Origin of the sequence: Cupriavidus sp. HMR-1 (genome assembly GCF_000319775.1) — a bacterium.
Lineage (GTDB): Bacteria > Pseudomonadota > Gammaproteobacteria > Burkholderiales > Burkholderiaceae > Cupriavidus > Cupriavidus metallidurans.
In genome coordinates this window covers 13,771-35,884 of the sequence record NZ_ANKP01000073.1, presented here as the reverse complement: position 1 = coordinate 35,884, position 22,114 = coordinate 13,771, and the positions used below count along the sequence as shown (strand labels likewise).

Genomic DNA, 22,114 nt, shown 5'->3' with positions numbered 1-22,114 from the left:
ACGTTACGACCGTACGGGCGCCTGCGAGCGCCCTTTCCACTGGCCGCCGCGACGCAGGTAATAGCGCCGCGCGGAATCCAGCGTGGCGCCCAGGTAGAACAGGGCGGTCAGCGGCAGCAGCGGCGCCATCCACACGGGTTGGCGATACTCGCGCAGCATCGGCCGGTAGCTGATGGCCATCAGCAGCCAGGCCAGCCAGGCTGGCCAGGTCCCCGCGCCGCCGGCCAGCGCCAGGACCGGCGGGGCCAGATAGGTCAGGATCATGCCCAGCGTGGCTCCGATCAGCATCCACGGCGAGTAGTGCAACTGCGTGTAGGCACTGCGGGCGATCATGTTCCAGAGGCTCTGCCAGTCGTCGTAGGGGCGGAGCGAAATGCTGTCATCCGCCAGATCGAGCCGGATCGATCCACCTGCCTTGATCTTCGCCGCAAGGCTGCAATCGTCGATCAACTCGCCGCGAATGGCTTCGAACCCGCCGATACGGGCCAGCGCCGAGCGCCGCGCCAGCATGCAGCCGCCCGCCGCGCCGGCAACGCGGCTGCGCGGGTTCGCAATGCTCGCGAACGGGTAGAGTTTGGCGAAATAGAAGACAAATGCCGGCACGATCATGCGTTCCCACGCGGAATCGCAGCGCAGGCGCACCATCAGCGAGACCAGGTCACGCTGCTCGTCCTCGGCGCGGGCCACCAGCTCGGCCAGCGCATTCGGACCGTGCCAGATATCCGCATCGGTCAGCCAGACATACCTGGCCTCTGGCGCGGCCTTGTCGGCGGCGGCCAGACCTTCGGACTGCGCCCAGACCTTGCCACTCCAGCCGGCGGGCAGGTCGCGTGCCCCGATCACGGTCAGCGCGTCGCCCTTGCCGATGGACAGGGCCGCGGCACGCGCGATGTCCGCCGTGCCATCGGTACTGTGATCGTCCACCACCACCAGATGGAGCCGGCCGGCGTAGCGCTGGCTCAGCACACCGGTGACGGCGCGGCCAATCACGTCCGCTTCATTGCGGGCCGGGATCACGGTGACCACGGTGGGCCATTCGGCCGGGGCGGGAGAGGGCGTGGGCTTGCGCACGCGCCAGAAACCGGCGCGGGCGAAGACCAGCACGCACCAGACCACAAGGGTCAGCAGGGACAATCCAAACAGCATGGCGAATTATTTGACGAAGCGTCGTGCGAAGCGCGCCAGCTTGGGCACCGTGGTCGGACGCAGAAGCCGCGCATCATACCCCGCCATGCGCCGATCGTTCTCCGCCAGGCAGAGATCGATCATCGAGCCGGGCGTCAGCGAGTCGGCCAATGTTTCGGCGGCGTTCATCGGGAAGTTGGCATCCTGGGCGCCGCCATGCTCGTCCACTTCGATCTGGCGGGCCAGGCCGATCCGCTCTCGAATCAGGAACAGCCAGACGCGGAACACCTTGAAGGCGAACGCGGGGCGACGCCACCAGGGCAGGCTGGCGCGGTACCAGGCCACCCAGTTGACGAAGAACAGGATGTGGCGGCCTTCTTCCTGAATCACCGGTTCGAAGGTCTCGACGAGTTCGGCGGGGAAGAAGCCCGAATCCTTGGCGGCCGCGAACAGGCCGAAGGCGGCAAAGCTGTCGATGCACTCGCTGTAGCCGGTAACCAGCCAGCCCCATTCGATGTCGGACGGCGGCAGATATTCGGGCTCGGGTTCCAACTGGATGCCGTAGGCCTCGACCAGCTTGGCCAGCACCACCTTGTGCCGCGCTTCCTCGTCGCCATCCATTTCCAGCGCGCTGCGCAACAGCGGGTTGCGCTGAAGCCGGGCGAAGCTGTGCACGCGGATCGACGCGCGGCCTTCGGTCTGCACGGCGATGTCCCAGATCGGCAGCGAGGTCACGCGCTCAAGCGCTTCCGGCGAGAGCTTCGGCCACTCGATGACGGCGGGTTTGTAGGGGTTGTGGGTCTGCAGAAGCATGTTGCAGAACATGCGCAGATGCTCGGGGGACCCGGCACGCACCGGACCCTCTACCGGGTCGGTCCAGTTGCGCATCGCATGATCGGCCTGGTCGATGGCAGCTCGGGCAACCGTGGCGGCCACTTCGGCGGCACGCGCCGCCGGGCTCGGTGTGGTGCTGGCCGACTGTGATCCGGATTCGGGGATCAACGGGTCGGCGGTCATGCCATCCGCTTCGAAATCTCTCTTCATCGGCGCTCCGGGCAGGGGATTGCGGAGCCATTGTATCCAGCCGGAGCGATCAGCGCAGGATTGTGTCGTTCAAGGCAGTCGAAATCGATCCGGCGGGCCAAAGCCCGCCGGATCGTGACTGTCAATCGACCGCTAACGCGCGCGGTGTTCGTGCGCGGGCGGGTTCGGGCGAGTGCGCCAGTCCCGTGCGATGTCGGGGAAGACGTCGCACTCGCCACGCACGATGGCCTCGATCGTCGTGCAGACGCATTCGGTCCCCCGCGGGCCTACGCAGACGAGGCTGTGCGGATGCTCCGAATGGGGCGGGATGGCGTACACGTGCATGCCCTCGCGGTAGAGGGGATGCCGGGTGAGCCGCTCGTTCAGGATCTCGACGAAGCGGCGGGGGCTTACGGTGGGCTTGTCCATCGCTAGTTCGTCCTTTGAAGGAAACCCCGGCCCAGGCCGGGAGCGTTTGCAGGCGCGCAGGCTTAGTGGAGCGTTTGCGAGTCAGTGACTTCGCCGGCCGCGCGCGGCGTGTCCAACATGCTGTTGCCGGCAGCCCAGCAGGCCGCTTCCGCTTCGGCGTGCGAGGGGTAGTCGGCCGCGGCTTCGATCATGCTGTCGCATTCAGCGCCGCCGCACTTCTCTTCCACCACGATTCGCCACGTATAGCGTCCGGGAGGGTCTTCAAGCACATGCATGACCAGCGTGCGGCGGTGGTCGGTCAGGGTCATGGGATGGGTGGTGGGCATGGCGATTCTCCCTTGCCGACGGGCCATGACAGGAACGACAACCCGGCGGACTTTCAACATAGTCAGCGTCGCGGGGCATTGCCACCCCGAAATGATGCGGTGCGGCGTCGGCGGCCTTTCCTCGTATCTCCGGGCCTGCTATCTTGTCTGGCTTCGGTCTTGCGGGTCGACTATCCGGCCCACCCGAACCCAATCCGACATGCCAGTCTCGCCGCCGACCCTTACCGCCCGGATCTCCGCGCTGCTCGCCCATTTCGATACGGCCGTCCTGCCGCCCTGGACCGGCGCGGGATGGAGTCCGGCGATGCAACTGGCGCATGAGGCACTGGATGGCGCCACCGGCCAGCCGTTGCCGGACAAACGCTACCGGGCGATGGCGTGCGCGCGCCAGCTCTATGTCTTTGCGACGACTGGCAACCTGACGCATGCCGATACGCTGTTTGCAGCGCTGCAACGTCACTTCGGCGATGGAGCGGGCGGCTGGATCTACAGCATCGACGCCGACGGCCAGCCGCTCGATACGACGCGAGATCTCTATACCCACGCCTTCGTGGTCTTCGCCTGCGCGCATTACCACCGCGCTGGCGGCAGCGCAGCGGCGCTGGACCTGCTGCGTCGCACAGTCGATGTCATCGAAAGCCGCTTTGCCGATGGCAGCGGGCTATATCACGCGGCCCTGGCCGAGGATTTCACGTCCAATGGCAGTGGCGTGCTGCAGAACCCGGTCATGCACCTGACCGAAGCCTATCTGGCCGCGCTGGAAGCCACTGGCGACACATGGTTCGCCAACCGGCTCCGTGACCTGGCCGATGCGGTGCACGCACGCTTTGTCGATGCCGCCGATGGATGCGTGGCCGAACTGCCACAGGGTAGCGCCGGCAATCGGATCGAGCCGGGACATCAATTCGAGTGGTATTCGCTGGTCATGACGGCCCCGGCATTGTTCGCCGATGCGGCACTGTCATCGGCATTGCGCCGGGCGTTCGATTTCGCGCGCAGCCACGGCGTGGCGGCCGACACGCTGGGTGTCTGCGCGGCGCTGGATGGGGCGGGGGGCGTACTGGATGCCACCGAGCGCATCTGGGCACAGACCGAATTCGCCCGGGCGCTGGCGGTCAAGGCATCCGTCGATCATGACGGCGAAGCGTTGAATACGCTCGCGGTCTGGACTGACCGCTTCCGCACGCGCTTTCTCCACGTTGGTGGCTGGCACGAATGCCTGGCGCCCGATGGTGTGGTCGTGCGGGCGGAGATGCCTTCCACCACGCCTTATCACCTGCTGACCGCCTATCAGGCGCTTGGCGCGTTGCCAGGCTAAGCAGACATCAATCGACCCGCGCGGCGCGCAGGTCGCTCTTGCGAATCAGTTGCAGCAGCGTATCGGCCGGCTCGGTGAGCCGGCGTGCGGCCAGCGTGATGAACTCCACGTCCGGCAGTGCTGGCAGGGCATCGAAATTGACCGGTGGCACCAGACCGCCGCCGGTCAGATTCTCGGCCCGCACGGTGATGCCGAGCCCGCCGCGCGCCGCTGCGATGCATCCGGAATGGCTGCTGCTGGTGCACACGACGCGCCAGCGCCAGCCATTCTTGGCCAGCGTATCCAGCACCACGGAGCGCGTCACGCTCGGTTCGTTCACGAGGATCAGCGGTAGAGGTTGACGCACATCCACAACCGTACCGGGTCGCGCCAGCCATTCGAGCCGGCCACGGAAAAGGGGCACGCCGCGGCGCTCACCTTCGCGCCGCTTGCCGACAATGAGGTCCAGCGTGCCCGCTTCCATCCACTCGTACAGCTTGCTGGTCATGCCGATGGTGATCTCGAGCTCCACGTCCGGGTGCGTGGCGCGGAATGCGGCCAGCACATTTGGCAGAGGACCCTGCGCCAGGTCTTCGGAGGTGCCAAGGCGCACGCGGCCCTGCAGGCGCGGTCCGCTGAACTGGGATTCGGCACGGGCCAGGGATTCGAGAATCAGCCGGGCATGAACGAGCAGGGCTTCACCATCGGGTGTCAGCGCCAGCGAGTGGGTATCGCGCACAAACAGCCGCCGGTTCACGCTGCCTTCGAGCCGCCGGATATGGTCGCTGACCGACGATTGCGACAGGCCAAGCTGACGCCCCGCGTCGGTAAAGCTGCGCGCGGTGGCCACGGTCGCGAAAGTCTGGATCCAAACGGGATTGAGCATCGACGCATTGTCATCGGCAAATCCGATTGCAGTCAACAAAGCCAGAGGGGTTCCCGATGGGGTGTCCGCTAGGTACCATGCTCGAACGTCTCCGGGATTACCCGGAGTGACGCCGCCCCATCAAGAATTTCCTATGCGTACCGCCTCTGCTTCCGCCACCGATCAGGCCTTCTCCCAGAAGGCCATGCTGTGGATCGTCTTCGCCGGCTTTTTCATGCAGACGCTGGACACCACTATCGTCAACACCGCGTTGCCCGCAATGGCGCGCAGCCTGGGCGAGAAACCGCTCGATCTCAAGCCTGTGGTGGTGGCCTACACGCTGACCATGGCGATGCTGACCCCGGCGTCTGGCTGGCTGGCCGACAGGTTCGGCACAAGGCGCGTCTACTTCAGCGCGATCCTGATCTTCGTGATTGGCTCGGTGTTCTGCGCCACGGCGCACACGCTGACCCAACTGGTGATCGCGCGGGTGCTGCAGGGCATTGGCGGATCGATGCTGTTGCCGATCGGCAGGCTCGCGGTGCTGCGCAACATACCCGGTGAGCAGTACATTGCCGCACTGGCCTTTGTCTCCATCGCGGGGCAGGTCGGGCCGATCTTTGGCCCGGTGCTCGGCGGATGGCTGGTGCAGAGCGCGTCGTGGCACTGGATTTTCCTGATCAATGTCCCGGTGGGGCTGGTCGGCCTGTTCGCCGTGCATCGTTACCTGCCGGCTGGCGAAGTGGATGCCGCGCCGCCGTTCGACTGGATAGGCTGTGGCCTGCTGTCGCTGTGCATGGTCACGTTCTCGCTCGCGCTTGAGCGTGGTTCGGTCAGTAGCCTGAGCGCCGCGCTGATGGCCGCAAGCATTGCCAGCGCGCTGCTCTACATTCCGCATGCGCGTCGCCATCGCACGCCGCTGTTCCGTCTCGCGCTGTTTCGGGAGCCCAACTTCACCGTGGGGCTGGTCGGCAACCTGGTCTGCCGCATTGGCTCGGGCGCCGTGCCGTTCCTGCTGCCGCTGCTGTTTCAGCTTCAGCTTGGCTACTCCCCGTTTCATTCGGGCCTGATGTTGTTGCCGGTAGCCATTTCCGGGACCATCTCGAAGCGCTGGATCGTGCCGCTGGTGAATCGCTTCGGCTACGACATATTCCTGCTCGTCAATACGGTGATCGTCGGGGCTTCGATCGCTTCGTTCGCGGCGATCTCGCCGGGCTGGCCGCTCGGGCTGTCGATCGTGCAGCTGGCGATTTTCGGTGCCGCCAACTCCATGCAGTTTGCCGCGATGAACGGCGTCACACTCAAGGGTTTGTCGCGTGAAGACGCAGGCAGCGGCAACAGCCTGTTTTCGATGGTGCAGATGCTCGCGATCGGCCTCGGCGTGACCATTGGCGGTGGACTCGTGAGTCTGTTCTCGGCCAAGCTTGGCGTGGCTGCTCCGGCCTATCGGCTGGCCTTCCTCAGTGTGGGCGTGATCACGCTGGCGTCCGCCATGGTGTTCCGGCGGCTCGATGCGGACCTGCTGAACCCGAAGCGGACTGCGGTGGAGGCGCGGTAGGGGACATCACGGCCGCGGTAAGCGCACGGCCGGGCCGCTCATTCATCGACGGAGATGACCAGCACACCCCGTTCCGACAGCGCGGGGCGGAGATCGTGCTGGAGGAACACGGACTTGCTGGTGTGCCGTGGTGCCGCCAGGAACAGTCCATTGTGGGCGTCGCTGAACACTGCTAGCACTTTGTAAGTGCCATTAGATGCTCAGTCTTCCTCGACGCCAGCCTCCCGCAGCATCCGCTCGCACTCATCGAGCATGTCGTGCGCGAATGCGGACTGGTAGTTCGGATCGAGGGCTTCCATCATCTCGTGCGAGGCGTAGAGGCCGGCTTCACGCGACAGCGTTTCGGCCAATTGCCGGGCGAGTTGATCGCTCAGGTCGGACAGCACACGCCGCTCCGACAGTGCCAGCTGCAGTTTCGAGCGCGACAGCCAGTTGCCCGCGAGCGTGGCGCCCTGGCCCTCGGTCATCCACTGGCCGTGTTCGTAGAAGGCTGACAGCCGTTCGGCGGTCAGCGCGAACATCAGGGCCTTGCGGGTGTTGAAGTCGATGCGGGGCAGGGGAGCGGCGGGGATCATGCGTGGATATCGGGGGTGGGGCACAAGAGGCGGATGAAGGACGGCCGCCATGTTAGCGCGGCAATCGTCGCGGCACTCACACAAAGCGCTCCTGCAGCCACTGGCCGATATCGACAATTTCCTCGATGCAGACCGAATGCGGCATCCGGTAGGTCAGCCATGTGACCGGATGACCCGCGGCGGCCACCCAGTCGCGCGCGCGGGTCCCAAGCATCAGCGGCACGACATCGTCCTCGGTGCCGTGGGCGGCGAGGATTGGCGTGGCGGCGTTGGCCGGTGCGGCCTCGGACGCGATCAGGTCGGTCGAGGGGATGTATGTCGACAGCGCAATCACTCCGGCGAGCGCTTCGGGATGGGTCAGGGCCGTGGTGTACGCGATCGCGCCACCTTGCGAGAACCCCGCCAGGACGATGCGGTTGGTTGGCACGCCGCGCGCGTTCTCGCGTGCGATAAGCGCGCGGATGGCATCGCGGGATTGCAGGATGCCCCGTTCATCGGCACGGCGACCCGCTTCATCTAGCGAGTAGATGTCATACCAGGCCGGCATGACGTAGCCGCCGTTGCAGGTCACGGGTATCGCCGGGGCGTTCGGGAAGATGAACCGGATGGCCAGGGTTTCGGGCAATCCGAGTTCCGGGACAACCGGAACGAAGTCGCTGCCATCGGCACCCAGCCCGTGCATCCAGATCACGGAGAACGCCGGGTTCGGCGCGGTTTCAATTTCGATGGCGGGCAGCGGTTCGCTCATGGCCGGTTCCAGTGCAACAGCACGAAGCTAGGGAAGGCGGCCAGTATCGCACAGGCCCGAACGAGCCCATGCGGGTGTTGCCACGCCAGCGCGGCGTCAGGCGGCAGAGGGCACGATTGGCACCGTGGTCAGGCCCGGTGCGGCACGTGCGGGTGCAGCGGCGGCGTCCGTGCCCGTATGGGTGATCGCATAGCGTCGGTCGGCCACACCCTCCACGCCGCTCGTTCCCACTTCTTCCAGGAAAGCGATCATGTTCCGGTAGTAGTCGACTTGCATCTGCGCTTCCAGCAGGCGGCGTTCTGCCTGGAAAAGCGTCAGCCTCATGTCTTGCAGTTCCTTCTCGGCGATTTTCTCGGGCGTCGGCGGACTGAACAAGTTTGCAAGCGAACGCATGGCATTTACCTCCAGGGGCTGTCTACGGCGGTGAGTCGTGAACGGATGTGAGCGCCATTGCGGTCAAATATAGACGATCCGGCGCAAGGTACACGATGGGTCACCATGGTTCATGTGGGGTCGACCACAAGAATGATTGCGGTACGCCGCACGCAGGAGTAGATTGTTTGCCCATTGGCCGGGATGCCGCGAACTGCGCGTCCCGGCTTTGTCGTTTCTGGGGCAATGGGCCGGGCGATTCCACCGATTGTGGCGGAGGTGCCACTGCCGGTCTCCGACGCGATCCGCGCCGTCAAATCCTGCCATCGGCAAAAAAACGACACCCCGTCTGCCGCACGCAACATCGGTCAATTGCAGGCATTTCTCCCGCATGACAGCGGCATGACGCGCCGATGACCAAATGATGGCGGGAACGCCTCGCCTGATTGTTTTTGTCCCGGTTTTGTCTTTTCTCGTCCCACTCTTTCGGAGGGGTAAAGGTTACTTTGCTGGATCCGTTAGTCCATCGATAGCCCCGGACAACGCGGGGCACGAAAGAGGAGCGGAGAAAGATGGCGTGGGATAACTTGAGCATGCGCATCCGGCTGGGCGCGGCATTTGGGGTGGTGGTGGTGCTGGTGGCGGTCATGATGACGCTGGCATTGGGCCAGATCGCCGATGGGGACACGCGAGGCTGGCTCTATGGGCTGGGCACGGCCGTGGCGGTGTTCAGCGTCGTGTGCTGGGCCCGTCTGGCCAGTGCGATCGAGGCGCCGCTGAAAGAGGCTGAATTCATCGCGGAGACGGTGGCTGCCGGCGATCTGAGCAAGGACTTCGAAACCGAGCGCGGTGGCGACTTCGGTCGTCTGCTCGGCGGCCTGGGAGAGATGGAAGACATGCTGACCGACCTGGTCACGCGCATCAAGTCCGCCAGCGATTCGATTTCTTCGGCATCGCAGCAAATCGCCGTGGGCAATACCGATCTGTCGCAGCGGACCGAGGAGCAGGCGGCCACGCTGCAGGAAACCGCGTCGAGCATGGGCGAACTGACTGCGATGGTCCGGCAGAACACTGACCGCGCGCGCACCGCCAACGGGCTTGCGGCTTCGGCGTCCGGCATCGCCGAGCGCGGTGGCGCGATCGTCGGCAATGTCGTGGAAACGATGGATGCCATCAGCGTCAGTTCGCGCAAGGTGACGGACATCATTGCCGTCATCGAGGGCATTGCATTCCAGACCAATATCCTGGCCCTGAATGCCGCCGTGGAAGCAGCGCGCGCGGGCGAGCAGGGTCGCGGCTTCGCCGTGGTGGCTGGCGAAGTGCGCACGCTGGCCCAGCGCAGTGCCGCGGCTGCCAAGGAGATCAACGTGCTGATCAACGACTCGGCGCGTCAGGTGGAAAGCGGTTCGGCGCTGGTCGGCCAGGCGGGGCAGACCATGGAGGAAATTGTCCAGGCGGTGCGTCGGGTGACGCAGATCCTTGGCGAGATCGCGACGGCTTCCGAGCATCAGAGCGACGGCATCGAGCAGGTGAATGTAGCCGTGACCCAGATGGACGATGTGACGCAGCAGAACGCCGCCCTGGTCGAACAGGCGGCTGCGGCTTCGTCGGCGCTGGCCGAGCAGGCGCAGGAGCTTCAGAAGGTGGTGGGCGAGTTCAAGCTGTAGCCTGTCGCTGATCGCCGTCAGAGCTTCCCGCTCTTCAGATAGGCGATCACTGGCGCCCAGAAACGGGTCATGTAGGGGGGCTCGATCGCCGCGTCATGCGGAAGGTCCTCGAAGGCTTCCAGCCGCCGGGGCCCGTGTGCGGCCCGCGCCAGGCACTCGGCATCCCGGAACGGGATCGTCTCATCCCGCTTGCTGTGCAGCAGCAGGATGGGCATGGTCAGATTCCGGATTTGCCGGATGTTATTCCATGGGTCCGGCAACATCCAGGCGAGCCAGCGCGGCACCCGGCCAGTGACGACTGCGGCGGCACGCGCCGAGCGGAATCCGGCGCCGATGACCATGCCGTCAGGTGCCGGCGCCAGATCGCCCACGACATCCAGCAATACGCCGCTACCGAGCGAATGCGCCATGACGTAGTGCCGCGACGCCTGCGGCGTAACGGCGCGGAACTGGGCATAGGCAGCCAGGGCGTCCTGGTGCAGGTGGCGAACGGAAGGCCGGCCCGTGCTGGCGCCATAGCCGCTGTAATCGAAGACGAAGGAACTGATGCCCGCGGCGTGCAATAGCGCCTGGACGGGTGCCCAGTCGGCCAGGCATTCCTCGTCACCATGAAATACGGACAGTGCGGGCGCGTCGGGTGAGGCCGCGACGTATGAGCCGCGCAGCAGGCGGTCGCCGCTTGCGAATGCAAACTGACGCGATGCAACGCCGAAATCGTCTGGCCTTGCCGTGCCGCCCGAGGCCGGAACGAACGCTTCACGTTCGATTGCGCGAAACATTATTAGCCGTCCGACGCCGGCCAGCAGCGCCACGCCAGCCAGCCCTGCGGCGCCAACCAGCCAGCGCCGGTACGGATTGGGGGCGGGGGACGCTTTGGGGGGCGGCATTGCGATGCTCGACTGTCGGCAGGGGTGAGTAACCCTAACACCTGCAAGGCCCGTCGGGAAAGCATCGGCAGGCTTCAGAAGAGGACTTACCTCAACTTTATCTCGTAAAATCAATTACTTATCTTCGTGATTGATGATTTCGATCGGGGCAATAGAAAAGTTTTTGAGTGGCGTCCCAAGTTTCTGCTTGCTTATCTATCTATAGGTAGATAGCATTCACGCCATGGACGAACACGTTGCAGCGCAAACAACCACCGCAGCGGGCAATCCAAGCAACACCAGACAGTGACGCAGTACCGGAAACGGTTCTTTTTTTAAGTCTTTGAATCTATCTAGTAGTAGATAGCAATCAGCAAAGAAGACGAAGAAGAGCGCCGCGAATTTGCAGACAGACTTCGGCCCCGCAATCCACAACCTGAACCGGATTGCCCGGCCCCTTGAAGAAGGAGAGCATCATGAACGCCAAGACCATCCTGACCGCCGCCGCCCTTGCCGCCGCTTTCGTGACGGGCGCCGCCCAAGCCTCCACCTCGCACGGCGAGGTCTACGGTTATACGTATCGCGTGAACGACCAGCGCAGCGCCTTTACCGATGGCGCCCGCCAAGGCAAGTTCGACAGCTTTAGCGAAGGCGCTCGCATCAGCAATCGCGACGGCTTTACCGAAGGCGCGCATATCGGCAACCGTGACGCCTATACGGATGGCGCCCGCATCAGCAACCGGGACGGCCTGACGGCCAGCATCAGCAACCGTGATGGCCTGGTGGAACGCACCATCGACCCGTATCTGGATGGCGCGCGTTTCGTAGCCGGCCTTGACCGCAGTGGCGTTTCCGCCAGCCCGGCTCGCAAGGCCGATCCGTATCTGGACGGCGCCCGTGGCAATGAAGCACGCAACCCGTACTTCGACGGTGCCCGGACCCCGGACGTCTACACCGACGGCGCCCTTGCCTGACCAGTGCCATGGCCGCCCCGACCGGGCGGTTGTCGGCTGAAGCCCGGCGCCCTCGACAGGGCGCCGGGCTTTCATGGTGCGATACGCACGCTAAGATGAAATCGTCCGGGCCGAATGCCCGGATTCCCGGCGGCCGGAAAGTGGCGTGGTTTTGCAATCGCCACCTCCGTCGCGGGTTCCCGGCCTGAATGGCCGCTGGTTGGCTCCGGGAAAGTCCCGGTTGTGTATCTATCTTCGTGTAGATAAAGTGGCGACCATGAAAACGCAACCTGTCCGCGAGCAACTGCTCGAACACACGCTGATCCTGATCCGCCAACGCGGATGCAACGGCTTCAGCTATCGCGACCTGGCCGAGCTGGTGGGCGTCAAGACCTCCAGCATTCATTACTACTTCCCGTCGAAGGACGATCTGATCCTGGAAGCGGTCAAGGAGTACAGCCGGCGGATTAGCGAGCGGCTTGCTGGCATCAGCGCCGACCTGCCCGTGCTGGACCAGGCGCGTCAGTACCTGGAGCCGTTGCGCCAGACCTGCGGGTCGAACCAGATTTGTCTGGCGGGGATGCTGTCGACCGAGATCCTGAGCCTGCCGGAGTCGGTGCACTCGGTGCTCAAGGACTTCTATCACGTCAACGAAAACTGGCTGGCGAAGCTGCTTGAGCGCGGCCAGAAAGAGCGTGACACGCCGTACCCAGTGCCGCCCGCCATGCTGGCGCAGGTGATCTACGGGGCGCTGCAGAGCGGTCTGATTGCCGCGCGCCTGTTCGGCACCCAGGACCGTCTGGAATCGGCGGCCGAAACGCTGCTTGGCGCGCTGTGCAACAAGCGCGCCGCGGCGCTGCTCGAAGCGCACGCCTGAGTCGCGTACCGAACTATCCGCAGGACACATCATCCGCCGGAGGGCATCAGCCGTCCGGCGGTATTTTTTTGTCCTGCTTCCAGGCGGCCACTGTGTCGCACAGCCACCGTGGGTCGTCGTGCGGCAGGTCATGTCCTGCCCATGGATGACGGATATGACTGACGCCATCCGAGCGCCACGCTGCCGCCAGGTGCGCCGAGCAGGCCGGGTTGACCAGCCGGTCGGCATCGGATGAGAGGATCAGCGTTGGACATGCCGGCGCGGCGGTCATGGCGCGAAATCGTGCGGCGGCCAGCAGCTGCAGCCATGCCGCCTTGCGCGAGACCGGCGCGCTTTGTGCGATCTCGACCCAGCCGGCGATGTCGGCGTCGCGGGTATCGAGCCGCTCGCAGGTGAGCCGGTGCACGGTCCGTTCGCAGCGCACGCGATCTTGCCAGTGGTGGGCCATGCCGAGCAGCGCTGGCCAGTTCAGCGGCTGCAGGCGCTCCGTTATCGCGCTGAAGGGCCTCATGCTCGTATTGATCAGCACCAGCCCCGCCACGTCGTCGGGCCACGCCTGAACCCATCGGGTTGCCACCATCGCTCCGAGCGACATCGCCAGCACGTGCCATGGTCCCGGCACGCCCGATGCATGCGCCGCGGCCCGTACCGCCTCCATCATGCCGTCGACGCTGGCCGGCACCGTGGCGTCGCGCGCCGTGCCGTTGCCGGGCAGGTCGATCAGCAGCGGCTGCCCAAGCCCGCGCGATGTCCATAGCGCCGGCAGGTTGCCCCAATGGCGTGATTCACGGGTCAGGCCGCGCAGGAAGATCCAGGCGCTCATGGCATGGGCGGTCCATATTGCCAGTGCGCGCGCGCCTGCTCCAGCAGGTGATCCCGCTGCGCTCCGTTCGGCAGCCAGCGATTGGGCGCCACGGCTACCCGGCCGAGAAAGTCGAACAGGCTTACATGCCGGCGCAGGACCCGCGCAGTGCGGTGTGCCTTGATGGGATTGAAAATGCCGGCACGAGAGAAAATCTGACGCGGATTCTTCTTGATCCACAGCCACGAGCCCAGTTCGAGCGTCATCGGCAGGAACAGGTTCTGCGGCGGCGCGCGGTCATACGCGAAGTCCCACAGATCGCCGTGCAGCAGGTACTGATGGCTCTGCGGCTCGAATGCGTAGCCGTGATGTGGATGGGCCTGTTCGAACATGGTCTTGAGCAGGTACATCTCGGGGAAGTGGGACATTGGTGCGTGCGTGCGCGCGTACGGGAACCAGATGCTGTCGCGCCAGCCGTAGCCCGAATGACAATCGACGGCGAAGCTCAGCGGGCGCGGCAGCAGTTCGGTTTCCACCACGTGAAGCATCGCGCGGCTTTCCGCTTCCATTGGCGCGCCCGCCCGGCCGCGATACCACGGTAGCCAGGCGCCGATACGCTGCCCACCGGCCAGGAACGGCACGGCGGCATCGGCATCCTGCGGCGCATTGCGCATCAGATCGACACCATTCGGATTGGCGCGCGTTGCCGCATACATCCCGCCTGGATTGACGATCGGCATGAAGACCAGCCGCACCGTCTGCAACTGGCGATGTAGCAGGTCGTCCCAGGCAAGACGGCACAGCAGTGAGCGCATGTAATCGAGCACAAGCTGCGTGCCGATGCGTTCCAGACCGTGAATGCCGCCGAAGATGCCAATGGCCGGGGCGTCTGGTGCGTCGGTGCCCAGACTGGCCACGTGCACGGCAAACGAGTGGCCTTGCACGGTCACCTCGCAGGCGATTTTCGAACGAAACCATGGCGCGCCGAGTTCCAGCAGCGCGAGTAGCTGGTCGTACTCGGGAAAGCTGGAGCGGCCCGGGTCGGTCATCGATGGGAGGCGTTTGGGGCGGAGGGCGCTTGGAAGACGGGCGGATCAGTTCAATATAGGCGCTGGCGGCGGCACTTCGCAATGGCGCCCGGAGGCGGCGCCGGGCAGCACCAGGCTGTCCAGCAGCGCGCTGAGCAGCCGTGTCTCGCGCCGGCTGTTGAGGCAGTACAGGTATTCGTGGATCACCGGCGCGCGGCTGGCGAACGGCACCACCGTCAAGGCCGGGTCGCGTGGCACTTCACCCATCGGCATCACGCTTGCGCCAAGGTTGTGGCGGATGGCCTCGCAGATGGCCTCGCGGCTCCCGATCACGGTGTGCGCCGGCAGTTCCTCTCCGACGGCACGGAGCGCGCTTTCCGTGGCCTCTCGCGTCATCGAGCCCTGTTCGCGCACGAGCAGGTGACAGGCGGCGAGTTCGGAAACTTCCACGCGCGGCCTGCGCGCGAACGGGTGCGCGGGATGCGTTACCAGCACCATCGGGTCCGCTGCCAGCCTGACTCGGTGCAGGCGATCGTCATTGACCGCATGCGACGACACGGCGGCATCGATGCGGTACTCGAAAAGCGCATCGAGCATTTGCCGGGAGTTGCCGATCTGGATGCTGACGCCGATGGCCGGAAAACGCTGCCGGAATGCCGCCACGCTGCGCAGGATGTAATAGGGGCCGGTTGCGCCGATCCGCAGGTTGCCCATACGGAGATTTCCGGCATTGCGCAGCAGGAAGTCGGCATTGCTCTCCTGCTGCACGATCTGCTCGGCCAGCGGCATCAGCGCGACGCCGGTATCGCTCAGGTCCACGCGGCTGGCTCGGCGATGAAACAACTCCACGCCGTAGAGCTCCTCGAGCTGGCGGATGCGCCCCGTGACCGTGGGCTGGCTGACTCGCAACTGGCGAGCGGCGGTGGTGATGCTGCCTTGTCGCGCCACCTCGTAGAAGGTCATCAGCAGATCGCCAAGCATGGGGTTCCAAGCGGAAACGGGAGAGCTGCCGACTATAAGGCGGAAATATGACAGCGTGACGAAGGCCTGTGTGTGGCCAATTCGGTGCCGGGGTGGGGCTGGCCATCATGCTGCTTCATGGCGCGACGGAGGTGATGACAGCGCCGACGCCGAGGGGGATCGTTACTTCAACATGGAGTCGGGCCCGGGGATGCCGTGGGCATCCCGCGGATGGGCGATTACCTGGCTGCGCGGCTCACCGGCCCGGCAACTGCGAGGCTGCCGGGCCGGCTGCCATGAGCTGTTGTCAGGCGCCCATGGCCGGGTCGGAGACGGTATGCGTGCCGTTCTCCAGCCGGCCAGCGAAGCGGCGCATGAAACCACCCTGCTGCGTGGTGACCGTGAAGTCGTACCAATTGCCTTGCGACCCCACGGGCCAGTGCTGATCGACCTCCTTGCCGGCCGGGACCTCGAACGTCCAGGGGCCGTCGTTCCGATAGGCGTTTGGCTTGACCGTGAACGTGCACGTTGCGCTGCCACGGTTGATCAGCGTGAGCCAGACCTGGGCGTTGGCCTCGTCGTAGCACACGCGAATCTCGGGCGCGGCACCGCCGCCGGCAGCCTTCTGCGCGCTGATATCGCCGACGAACGCGCGGTGATAGCCATTCGGGCCAAGCACCCAAAGGTCGTAGCGACCACTGTCGCGGCTCACGTCGAGCTTCGCGTCGTAGGACTTGCCCGCCTCGATCGCATAGCGGCGCGGCACATCGCCCAGATGCAGGCGGTCGTACACGTGGAATACCGCGGCCTGGGTGCCGTCGTTCTTGAAACGCAGCCAGACCGTGTTCGTGGACGGGTCCTCGAAGCCGCTGGTATGCAGCGTGTAGGGCAGCGCGCGCGACGGGCGCGTGCCACTCTTCTGGATGGGCATCGACTGGGCGGCAACCGTCGGCGCGGGAATCTGCGCCTTGGCATCCTGCGCGGCACGCAGCGTGTCGGCATCGGTCTTCTGCAGCGGCGTGAAGGCCAGGGCCGTGTTGCTATTCGGGTTGACGAAGTCGAACGCCGACATCAGATCACCCATGATCGCGCGGCGGTAGGCACTGATGTTGGTTTCCGCCACGCCGAAGCGCTGTTCGAGGAAGCGCAGGATCGAGGTGTGATCGAAGGCCTGGGAGTTGACCCAGCCACCACGGCTCCACGGCGACACGACGTACATCGGCACGCGCGGGCCGGGACCAAACGGCGTCTTGTCGACGCTGTAGTACTCGGTCGATGCATCCATCGTCGTGTAGCCGACGGGATTGCCCGTGGCATCGAGCGCGGGGGCGCACGGCGGCGGCACGTGGTCGAAGAAGCCGTCGTTCTCGTCGAAGTTGATCAGCAGGACAGTGCGGCTCCAGATCGCGGGGTTGGCCGTCAGCGCGTCGAGCAACTGCTGCGTGTACCACGCGCCCTGCACCGGGCTCGACGGCCCCGGGTGTTCCGAGTAGGTTGCTGGCGCGACGATCCACGATACCTGCGGCAGCGTGCCGGCGGCGATGTCATCGCGCAGTGCCTGCAGGAAGCCGCCATCGGGCATGGTGTTGCCGATGCCCTTGAAGAGCGGGTTCACCGTGTCGTTGGCCGGCGTGTACGGCGTATAGGGCGAGCCGTTGGCGGTATTGCCCAGCGCCGCGTTGGCCGCGCGGTATTGCTTGAACCCAGCCAGCGGATTGTCGGTGAAGTTGTCCGGCATGTTCTGGTAGACCTTCCAGGTCACGCCGGCAGCCTGCAGGCGTTCCGGATAGGTGGTCCAGGTGTAGTTGATGCCGGTGGCGTCGAGCGAGTCGCCGCTATTGTCGATCACCGGGCCGCCGTTCTTGCCGAACGGATCATTGGTGCCGGTCCACTGGAACAGCCGGTTCGTGTTGGTGCCACCGTGGAAGCCGCAGTGGTAGGCGTCGCAGAGCGTGAATGCATTGGCGAGCGCGTACTGGAAGCCCAGTTCCTGCTCGGTGTAGTAGCCCATCGACTGGGTCTTCTTGGCGGTGGGCCACGCGCTCATGCGGCCGAGGTCCCACGCGGCCTGCGCGTCGGGCTGGCTGTGAGGCGTGCCGCTCACGCGCTGGGCGTTGCCGGCGGTCTGGTCCAGGTGATACGGCAGCACCACGCGGTTGATGTTGTTGCTGGCGTAGGTCTGCTGGAAGGCGTTGCGGCCGCCCGGCAGCGGGATCGGGAAGCGGTCGCTGAAGCCGCGCACGCCGTTCATGGTGCCGAAGTAGTGATCGAACGAGCGGTTCTCCTGCGTCAGGATCACAACGTATTCGACGTCGCGGATCGATTTGGTGGCGTTGTTGGCCGGAATGGCCAGCGCGCGGCGGATGGCCGGCGGGAATGCGGCAAGCGCGGCGGTGGCGGCGGCACTGCTGCCGGCCATCTTCAGGAAATTGCGTCGGCTGCTGGAGTTCATAGCGGTTCTGCCCTGGTCAAGCGTGTCGTTGTTGGTAGCGTCCGTCGGTGCTCAGGGCGCGCATTTCATGAGCGGCTTGGCGGAATCGGGAGTGTCGCCGCCGGGTGTCGTGCCGCCGGGCGTGGTGCTGGTGGGTGGCGTGGTGCCGGAGTTGCCAGTGCTGCCGTCGCCATCGCCGCCACAGGCGGCAAGGGTCGCACACAGCAGCAGGGCCGCCAGGCACCCGCGGGTGCGGGCCCGGGTGATGGTGCGGATTGCGTCGATCATGGTCGGTGTCTCGTGCGGGGTATGGCCGGCCGCTGCTGTCTTGCAGCGGCGCGTCGCGTGACTCGCGATGCGCTTCGCAGCGTAAGCAGCCAGGTTGTCCTCGCAGTGACATCGGGCCCAAGAATTCCGATGACGGCATCGGTCTTTTTTGCGCTTTGGGCCAGTCGGGCAAGCTGTCAAATTATCTGAATCATCAGAATATTGTGCTGCGATGCACCAAACCGTGTGCTATGGTTTTAGACGCTTCCCTCGAATTTTGACGCAGCGGCGCGGCTTTCAACTTGGCGATGTTTCCCTGAAAGCCGCGCCAGTCCTGGGCTGCAGGGAGGTGGCACCCGTGCTGGACGCGTCTGACCCCATTCTTGTTGCGGGTGCAACAAGCCGTGACCTTGCTTGTGATCAGGGCTTCCCGCCCCCAGTCTGGTAACTGAGCAGGGCGCTTGGAGGAGTTGCATCATGAACAACCAACCCGACTATGTCTGGCACTACACGGTGGGCACGCCACTGGCCGCGATCGCGCGCGCCGGGCGTCTCGTGCCGGCTGCCGCATTGATGCGGGAGCCGCGCCTGGGCAAGCAGGAGATTCTCTGGTTCTCACGCAACCAGCAGTGGGACCCGTCGGCGAGCAAGGACGACGGGCTGGGTCAGGCGCGCCACACGTTGACGCGCGGGGCGTTGCATACCCGATTTGGTCTTTACCGATTTGGCCTGTCGGCGCTGGACGTGCGCCTGGTACCGTGGCCGACCGTCACGCGTGTGGCGGAAATCGACGTGCCCGAGGCCATGACGATGGTGGCCAACGGACTGCGCTGCGGCGCGGCGCCGACCGACTGGCTTGGCACGCTGATGCCGATTCCCTTGTCGGATCTCCGTTTCGAGGCCTGGACCGGCGCGATCTGGGCGCGGGCCGATCTGAACGAAATCGCCGCCCAACTCGCGTAGCGGGCGGGCGCTCCAGTTCCGGCAATCAGCGGCTCAGCCCACGCGCGCTGATCGGCCAGATACATTCCACCACGCCGGCCCGGACGCCGATGATCTCGTCATAAAGATTCAGGGTCGGGTCGCAATGGCCCGGCACCAGCATGACGCGGCTGCCCAGTGCGGGCAACGCCTCGGGGGTGTCGGCGCGGCGCGGCTTCACAATGCCGTGCTCGTCGTTGGCCGCCACGTAGTCGAGCGTCGTCGACGCCGCGCCATCGGCCCAGATCCACGGCAGCCCGGAATCGACTGCCATCGACTTCAGTCCCGCATCCAGGATCACGCGGTCTCCCGCCGCCACGCTCATGACCGTGGTGGCGATGAACAGGCTATGTTCGAAGCGCAGCGTGCCCGTGTAGGCATTGCTGCCGTAGTCCGCGTCCATGAATACGTAGGAGCCTGGCTGGATTTCGGTATAGACCCCACTGGTCAGGTCGAACTCCACGCTGCCGCTGCCGCCGCCTGTCACCACGTCACAGCGCACGCCGACTGCGGCGAGGCGCGCGATGACACTACCGGTGCGCTCGGCAGCCCGTGCGGCGGCGTCACGACGCTCGGCCCAGCCGCGCAGATGCTGGACGCCTCCGTGATATGCCTGCAGGCCCCGAAATTTCAGTGGCGCGTGTTTCGCGATGCGCTCCGCGAGCCGCAGCGCCTCGGATGCATCCCGCACACCGCAGCGACCCTGGCCGACATCGATCTCGACGAAGACATCGACCGTGCTGCCTGCCACCGAGGCAGCACTGGCCAGCGCGTCGATCTGCGCGACGTCGTCGACGCACACGCTCATGCGCGCATGCCGGGCCATTTCGGCCAGCAGCGCCGCCTTGGCCGGGCTGGCGAGTTCATTGCTGATGTGGATGTCGTGGATGCCGGAGCGCGCGAACGGCACGGCCTCACTGACCTTCTGGCAGCAGATGCCCACTGCGCCCTCGGCGATCTGCGCGACCGAAACATCCGGGCACTTATGTGCCTTGGCGTGGGGACGCAGCTTGACGCCGGCCATGTCGGCCGCGGTCTGCATCCGGCTGATGTTGCGGGCGAAGACATCCAGGTCGACAACGAGCGAAGGCGTGTCGATGGCGTCTACGGGCTGGCCGGTACGCGCGGCGGGAGGCAGGTCGAAGGCGATGGACATGGCGAGATGGCGGTTGACTGGGGAGCAGGACCGGCGATACGAACCACACGATGCGCGAGACAGCGTAGCACGGTCCGCGATACCGCCGCCCGGGAGTGCTGAAAAAGCCTCTCGCAAGCCCCGCATTTGATCTATCGCAAATGAAGATCATGGATAGGCTCAAGCTTCAGGCGAGGGCGTCGTTAAGGCGGGCTTGCACCCTTATCTGTTGAGCCCCATGAATAACCTGAGCATCCGCCACGGCCTGCTGGCGACCCTGGTGATTTTCGGCCTGATGATCGTGTTTGGCGCGGCGTTGGGCGTGACCCAGTTGTACGCAGCCAGTGAGTCCGCGGAGGACATGCATCAGGTATCGGCGCGTGTGCAGTTGCTTAACAGCGCCTACAAGGACATGACACGCGCGCGCGCCGCGCTGACGCGTGCGTACAACTCGTCCAAAGCCGGTGGCGGCATCAATGCCGAGGCAATCGGCAATGCGGAAGGGTCGATCCGCAAGTCCACCGATGCGTTGGAACGCTTTGCCAACGCGCCTGTCCTGGAGGGGCTGGATGCCTCGACACGCGAAGCCATGGTCGCTGTCGCACGGGCACACAATGACGCTGTGCAACGGGGACTCGAAGCGTTGCGCAAGGATGATCCCGATGGTTTCGTGGCGATCAACGACAAGGACATCACGGCTACAGGCACGAAGTACTCGGCTGATGTCGAGCGTTTCGAGGCGCTCGCCACGCAGCACACGGAAGCCGTGATCGCCAGGATCAGCACCCGTTTCAACCGGGTGCTGATCCTGGTGTGTGTCGGCATGGTGGCGTCGGTGCTGCTGATCGTGGTCGTGCATCTGGCGCTGCGCAAGCTGGTTGTGGCGCCGCTGCACCTGGCGTGCGACCTGATCATGCGCGTGGCGGACGGCGATCTGACGATCAAGGTGCCCGAAGCCGGCCGCAATGAAATCGGACAATTGCTGCGCGCGCTGTCGCGAATGCAGCATGGGCTGACGGACACCGTGGCGAAGGTGCGGGCGGGCTCCGATGCGGTGACAACCGGCGCGAAGGAGATTGCCGCGGGCAATACCGACCTGTCGTCGCGTACCGAGCAGCAGTCTTCGGCGCTGGAGCAGACTGCCGCCAGCATGGAGGAATTGACGTCGACGGTGGCCAATAACGCGGAGAGCGCCACGCGCGCCAGCGGCTTGGCCCGCGACGCGGCGGATCTGGCATCGCGCGGTGGCGAGGTGGTGCGCGGCGTGGTGCAGACGATGAGCGAGATCAACGCCAGTTCGCAGAAGATCGTGGACATCATCGGCGTGATCGACGGCATCGCATTCCAGACCAACATCCTGGCACTCAATGCCGCCGTGGAAGCGGCACGTGCCGGCGAGCAGGGTCGCGGTTTCGCGGTGGTGGCTGGCGAGGTGCGCGCGCTGGCCCAGCGCAGCGCAGGGGCCGCCAAGGAGATCAAGTCATTGATCGATTCGTCTGTCGACAAGGTGGGCGCCGGCAGCGCGCAGGTAGAGCAGGCCGGCAGCACGATCGAGGACATCGTGGTGGCCGTGCGGCGACTGGCCGATACCGTCAATGAGATCTCGGCCGCATCGATCGAACAGTCATCGGGTATCTCGCAGGTCAGCGAGGCGGTGTCGCAGATGGAACAGGTGAACCAGCAGAACGCTGCCTTGGTGGAGCAGGCTGCTGCCGCCGCGGATTCGCTCGAATCCCAGGCCAACCAGCTTGCCGCTGCCGTGACAACGTTCAAGCTGGCGGCTTGATGGTTCGCCTGAGGGGCAACCTGAGGGGCCGCCTGAGGGGCCG

Annotated in this window: 23 protein-coding genes; 7 read left to right on the top strand and 16 right to left on the bottom strand. The window is 65.2% G+C overall.

From position 1 onward, the window contains the following. Positions 1-3: 3 nt before the first annotated feature. The 4 genes from D769_RS11265 to D769_RS11250 form a co-directional block, all read right to left on the bottom strand. A complete protein-coding gene (locus tag D769_RS11265) occupies positions 4-1,146 on the bottom strand; it encodes a glycosyltransferase (RefSeq protein ID WP_008645101.1) in 1,143 nt (380 codons plus the stop codon). Positions 1,147-1,152: 6 nt separating this feature from the next. Further along, entirely contained in the window at positions 1,153-2,169 is a 1,017-nt protein-coding gene (locus D769_RS11260) for a hypothetical protein (RefSeq protein ID WP_008645100.1), read from the bottom strand. 132 nt (positions 2,170-2,301) lie between these two features. After that, entirely contained in the window at positions 2,302-2,577 is a 276-nt protein-coding gene (locus D769_RS11255; RefSeq protein WP_008645099.1) for a hypothetical protein, read from the bottom strand. Positions 2,578-2,639: 62 nt separating this feature from the next. After that, positions 2,640-2,903 (bottom strand): hypothetical protein, encoded by a 264-nt coding sequence (locus D769_RS11250; protein WP_008645098.1) that lies wholly within the window; start codon positions 2,901-2,903, stop codon positions 2,640-2,642. A 199-nt stretch (positions 2,904-3,102) separates the two neighbouring features. Here D769_RS11250 and D769_RS11245 point away from each other — a divergent pair, with 199 nt between their 5' ends. Next, positions 3,103-4,221 (top strand): AGE family epimerase/isomerase, encoded by a 1,119-nt coding sequence (locus D769_RS11245; protein ID WP_040010986.1) that lies wholly within the window; start codon positions 3,103-3,105, stop codon positions 4,219-4,221. Between the two features lie 7 nt (positions 4,222-4,228). Here D769_RS11245 and D769_RS11240 read toward each other — a convergent pair whose 3' ends face one another. Next, on the bottom strand, positions 4,229-5,086 hold the full coding sequence (locus D769_RS11240; RefSeq protein ID WP_008645096.1) for a LysR family transcriptional regulator: 858 nt from the start codon (positions 5,084-5,086) through the stop codon (positions 4,229-4,231). A 133-nt stretch (positions 5,087-5,219) separates the two neighbouring features. Between D769_RS11240 and mdtD the strand changes: the two genes are divergently transcribed. Then, entirely contained in the window at positions 5,220-6,623 is a 1,404-nt protein-coding gene (gene mdtD / locus D769_RS11235; RefSeq protein ID WP_008645095.1) for a multidrug transporter subunit MdtD, read from the top strand. Between the two features lie 38 nt (positions 6,624-6,661). Here mdtD and D769_RS31800 read toward each other — a convergent pair whose 3' ends face one another. From D769_RS31800 to D769_RS11220, 4 genes are all read right to left on the bottom strand, one after another. Continuing rightward, a complete protein-coding gene (locus tag D769_RS31800; protein ID WP_234707028.1) occupies positions 6,662-6,802 on the bottom strand; it encodes a hypothetical protein in 141 nt (46 codons plus the stop codon). Positions 6,803-6,823: 21 nt separating this feature from the next. Continuing rightward, entirely contained in the window at positions 6,824-7,198 is a 375-nt protein-coding gene (locus tag D769_RS11230) for a hypothetical protein (RefSeq protein ID WP_008645093.1), read from the bottom strand. A gap of 76 nt (positions 7,199-7,274) precedes the next feature. After that, positions 7,275-7,946 (bottom strand): dienelactone hydrolase family protein, encoded by a 672-nt coding sequence (locus D769_RS11225; RefSeq protein ID WP_008645091.1) that lies wholly within the window; start codon positions 7,944-7,946, stop codon positions 7,275-7,277. 96 nt (positions 7,947-8,042) lie between these two features. Next, positions 8,043-8,339, bottom strand: coding sequence for a hypothetical protein (locus tag D769_RS11220; RefSeq protein ID WP_008645090.1), 297 nt, complete (start codon positions 8,337-8,339; stop codon positions 8,043-8,045). Positions 8,340-8,911: 572 nt separating this feature from the next. Between D769_RS11220 and D769_RS11215 the strand changes: the two genes are divergently transcribed. Continuing rightward, positions 8,912-9,985 (top strand): methyl-accepting chemotaxis protein, encoded by a 1,074-nt coding sequence (locus D769_RS11215; protein ID WP_008645088.1) that lies wholly within the window; start codon positions 8,912-8,914, stop codon positions 9,983-9,985. A 17-nt stretch (positions 9,986-10,002) separates the two neighbouring features. Here the strand turns inward: D769_RS11215 and D769_RS11210 are convergent, their stop codons facing one another. Beyond that, on the bottom strand, positions 10,003-10,872 hold the full coding sequence (locus D769_RS11210) for an alpha/beta hydrolase (RefSeq protein ID WP_008645086.1): 870 nt from the start codon (positions 10,870-10,872) through the stop codon (positions 10,003-10,005). Positions 10,873-11,327: 455 nt separating this feature from the next. On the opposite strand from D769_RS11210, the gene D769_RS11205 reads away from it, so the two are divergent. Further along, positions 11,328-11,825 carry a hypothetical protein gene (locus D769_RS11205; protein WP_008645085.1) on the top strand — a complete coding sequence of 166 codons (498 nt, stop codon included), beginning with the start codon at positions 11,328-11,330 and terminating at the stop codon, positions 11,823-11,825. A gap of 256 nt (positions 11,826-12,081) precedes the next feature. Next, entirely contained in the window at positions 12,082-12,681 is a 600-nt protein-coding gene (locus D769_RS11200; RefSeq protein ID WP_008645082.1) for a TetR/AcrR family transcriptional regulator, read from the top strand. Between the two features lie 46 nt (positions 12,682-12,727). Here the strand turns inward: D769_RS11200 and D769_RS11195 are convergent, their stop codons facing one another. The 5 genes from D769_RS11195 to D769_RS11175 form a co-directional block, all read right to left on the bottom strand. Further along, entirely contained in the window at positions 12,728-13,504 is a 777-nt protein-coding gene (locus D769_RS11195) for an alpha/beta hydrolase (protein WP_008645079.1), read from the bottom strand. Continuing rightward, complete coding sequence (locus D769_RS11190) at positions 13,501-14,532, bottom strand: M14 family zinc carboxypeptidase (protein ID WP_008645078.1); 1,032 nt, start codon at positions 14,530-14,532, stop codon at positions 13,501-13,503. The genes D769_RS11195 and D769_RS11190 overlap by 4 nt, the downstream gene beginning before the upstream one ends. Positions 14,533-14,577: 45 nt before the next feature. Then, positions 14,578-15,492, bottom strand: coding sequence for a LysR substrate-binding domain-containing protein (locus D769_RS11185; protein WP_008645076.1), 915 nt, complete (start codon positions 15,490-15,492; stop codon positions 14,578-14,580). 286 nt (positions 15,493-15,778) lie between these two features. Beyond that, positions 15,779-17,923, bottom strand: a complete 2,145-nt coding sequence (locus D769_RS11180) for a phospholipase C, phosphocholine-specific (protein ID WP_008645074.1) — start codon at positions 17,921-17,923, stop codon at positions 15,779-15,781. Between the two features lie 51 nt (positions 17,924-17,974). Further along, positions 17,975-18,190 (bottom strand): hypothetical protein, encoded by a 216-nt coding sequence (locus D769_RS11175; protein WP_008645073.1) that lies wholly within the window; start codon positions 18,188-18,190, stop codon positions 17,975-17,977. A 456-nt stretch (positions 18,191-18,646) separates the two neighbouring features. Between D769_RS11175 and D769_RS11170 the strand changes: the two genes are divergently transcribed. Further along, positions 18,647-19,132: a hypothetical protein gene (locus tag D769_RS11170; RefSeq protein ID WP_008645072.1), complete on the top strand. Its 486-nt coding sequence runs from the start codon at positions 18,647-18,649 to the stop codon at positions 19,130-19,132. A gap of 25 nt (positions 19,133-19,157) precedes the next feature. Here D769_RS11170 and D769_RS11165 read toward each other — a convergent pair whose 3' ends face one another. Next, complete coding sequence (locus D769_RS11165) at positions 19,158-20,306, bottom strand: DSD1 family PLP-dependent enzyme (RefSeq protein ID WP_008645070.1); 1,149 nt, start codon at positions 20,304-20,306, stop codon at positions 19,158-19,160. A 217-nt stretch (positions 20,307-20,523) separates the two neighbouring features. Here D769_RS11165 and D769_RS11160 point away from each other — a divergent pair, with 217 nt between their 5' ends. Then, entirely contained in the window at positions 20,524-22,071 is a 1,548-nt protein-coding gene (locus D769_RS11160) for a methyl-accepting chemotaxis protein (protein WP_008645069.1), read from the top strand. Positions 22,072-22,114: the final 43 nt, after the last annotated feature.

Coding starts and splice junctions, on each gene's coding strand:
- D769_RS11185 (WP_008645076.1), bottom strand. CDS start 15,492: ATGCTTGGCGATCTGCTGATGACCTTCTACGAGGTGGCGCGACAAGGC.
- D769_RS11215 (WP_008645088.1), top strand. CDS start 8,912: ATGCGCATCCGGCTGGGCGCGGCATTTGGGGTGGTGGTGGTGCTGGTG.
- D769_RS11255 (WP_008645099.1), bottom strand. CDS start 2,577: ATGGACAAGCCCACCGTAAGCCCCCGCCGCTTCGTCGAGATCCTGAAC.
- D769_RS11245 (WP_040010986.1), top strand. CDS start 3,103: ATGCCAGTCTCGCCGCCGACCCTTACCGCCCGGATCTCCGCGCTGCTC.
- D769_RS11180 (WP_008645074.1), bottom strand. CDS start 17,923: ATGAACTCCAGCAGCCGACGCAATTTCCTGAAGATGGCCGGCAGCAGT.
- D769_RS11250 (WP_008645098.1), bottom strand. CDS start 2,903: ATGCCCACCACCCATCCCATGACCCTGACCGACCACCGCCGCACGCTG.
- D769_RS11265 (WP_008645101.1), bottom strand. CDS start 1,146: ATGCTGTTTGGATTGTCCCTGCTGACCCTTGTGGTCTGGTGCGTGCTG.
- D769_RS11220 (WP_008645090.1), bottom strand. CDS start 8,339: ATGCGTTCGCTTGCAAACTTGTTCAGTCCGCCGACGCCCGAGAAAATC.
- D769_RS11175 (WP_008645073.1), bottom strand. CDS start 18,190: ATGATCGACGCAATCCGCACCATCACCCGGGCCCGCACCCGCGGGTGC.
- D769_RS11195 (WP_008645079.1), bottom strand. CDS start 13,504: ATGAGCGCCTGGATCTTCCTGCGCGGCCTGACCCGTGAATCACGCCAT.
- D769_RS11230 (WP_008645093.1), bottom strand. CDS start 7,198: ATGATCCCCGCCGCTCCCCTGCCCCGCATCGACTTCAACACCCGCAAG.
- D769_RS11190 (WP_008645078.1), bottom strand. CDS start 14,532: ATGACCGACCCGGGCCGCTCCAGCTTTCCCGAGTACGACCAGCTACTC.
- D769_RS11200 (WP_008645082.1), top strand. CDS start 12,082: ATGAAAACGCAACCTGTCCGCGAGCAACTGCTCGAACACACGCTGATC.
- D769_RS11170 (WP_008645072.1), top strand. CDS start 18,647: ATGAACAACCAACCCGACTATGTCTGGCACTACACGGTGGGCACGCCA.
- D769_RS11160 (WP_008645069.1), top strand. CDS start 20,524: ATGAATAACCTGAGCATCCGCCACGGCCTGCTGGCGACCCTGGTGATT.
- D769_RS11205 (WP_008645085.1), top strand. CDS start 11,328: ATGAACGCCAAGACCATCCTGACCGCCGCCGCCCTTGCCGCCGCTTTC.
- D769_RS11225 (WP_008645091.1), bottom strand. CDS start 7,946: ATGAGCGAACCGCTGCCCGCCATCGAAATTGAAACCGCGCCGAACCCG.
- D769_RS11260 (WP_008645100.1), bottom strand. CDS start 2,169: ATGAAGAGAGATTTCGAAGCGGATGGCATGACCGCCGACCCGTTGATC.
- D769_RS11165 (WP_008645070.1), bottom strand. CDS start 20,306: ATGTCCATCGCCTTCGACCTGCCTCCCGCCGCGCGTACCGGCCAGCCC.
- D769_RS11240 (WP_008645096.1), bottom strand. CDS start 5,086: ATGCTCAATCCCGTTTGGATCCAGACTTTCGCGACCGTGGCCACCGCG.
- D769_RS11210 (WP_008645086.1), bottom strand. CDS start 10,872: ATGCCGCCCCCCAAAGCGTCCCCCGCCCCCAATCCGTACCGGCGCTGG.
- mdtD (WP_008645095.1), top strand. CDS start 5,220: ATGCGTACCGCCTCTGCTTCCGCCACCGATCAGGCCTTCTCCCAGAAG.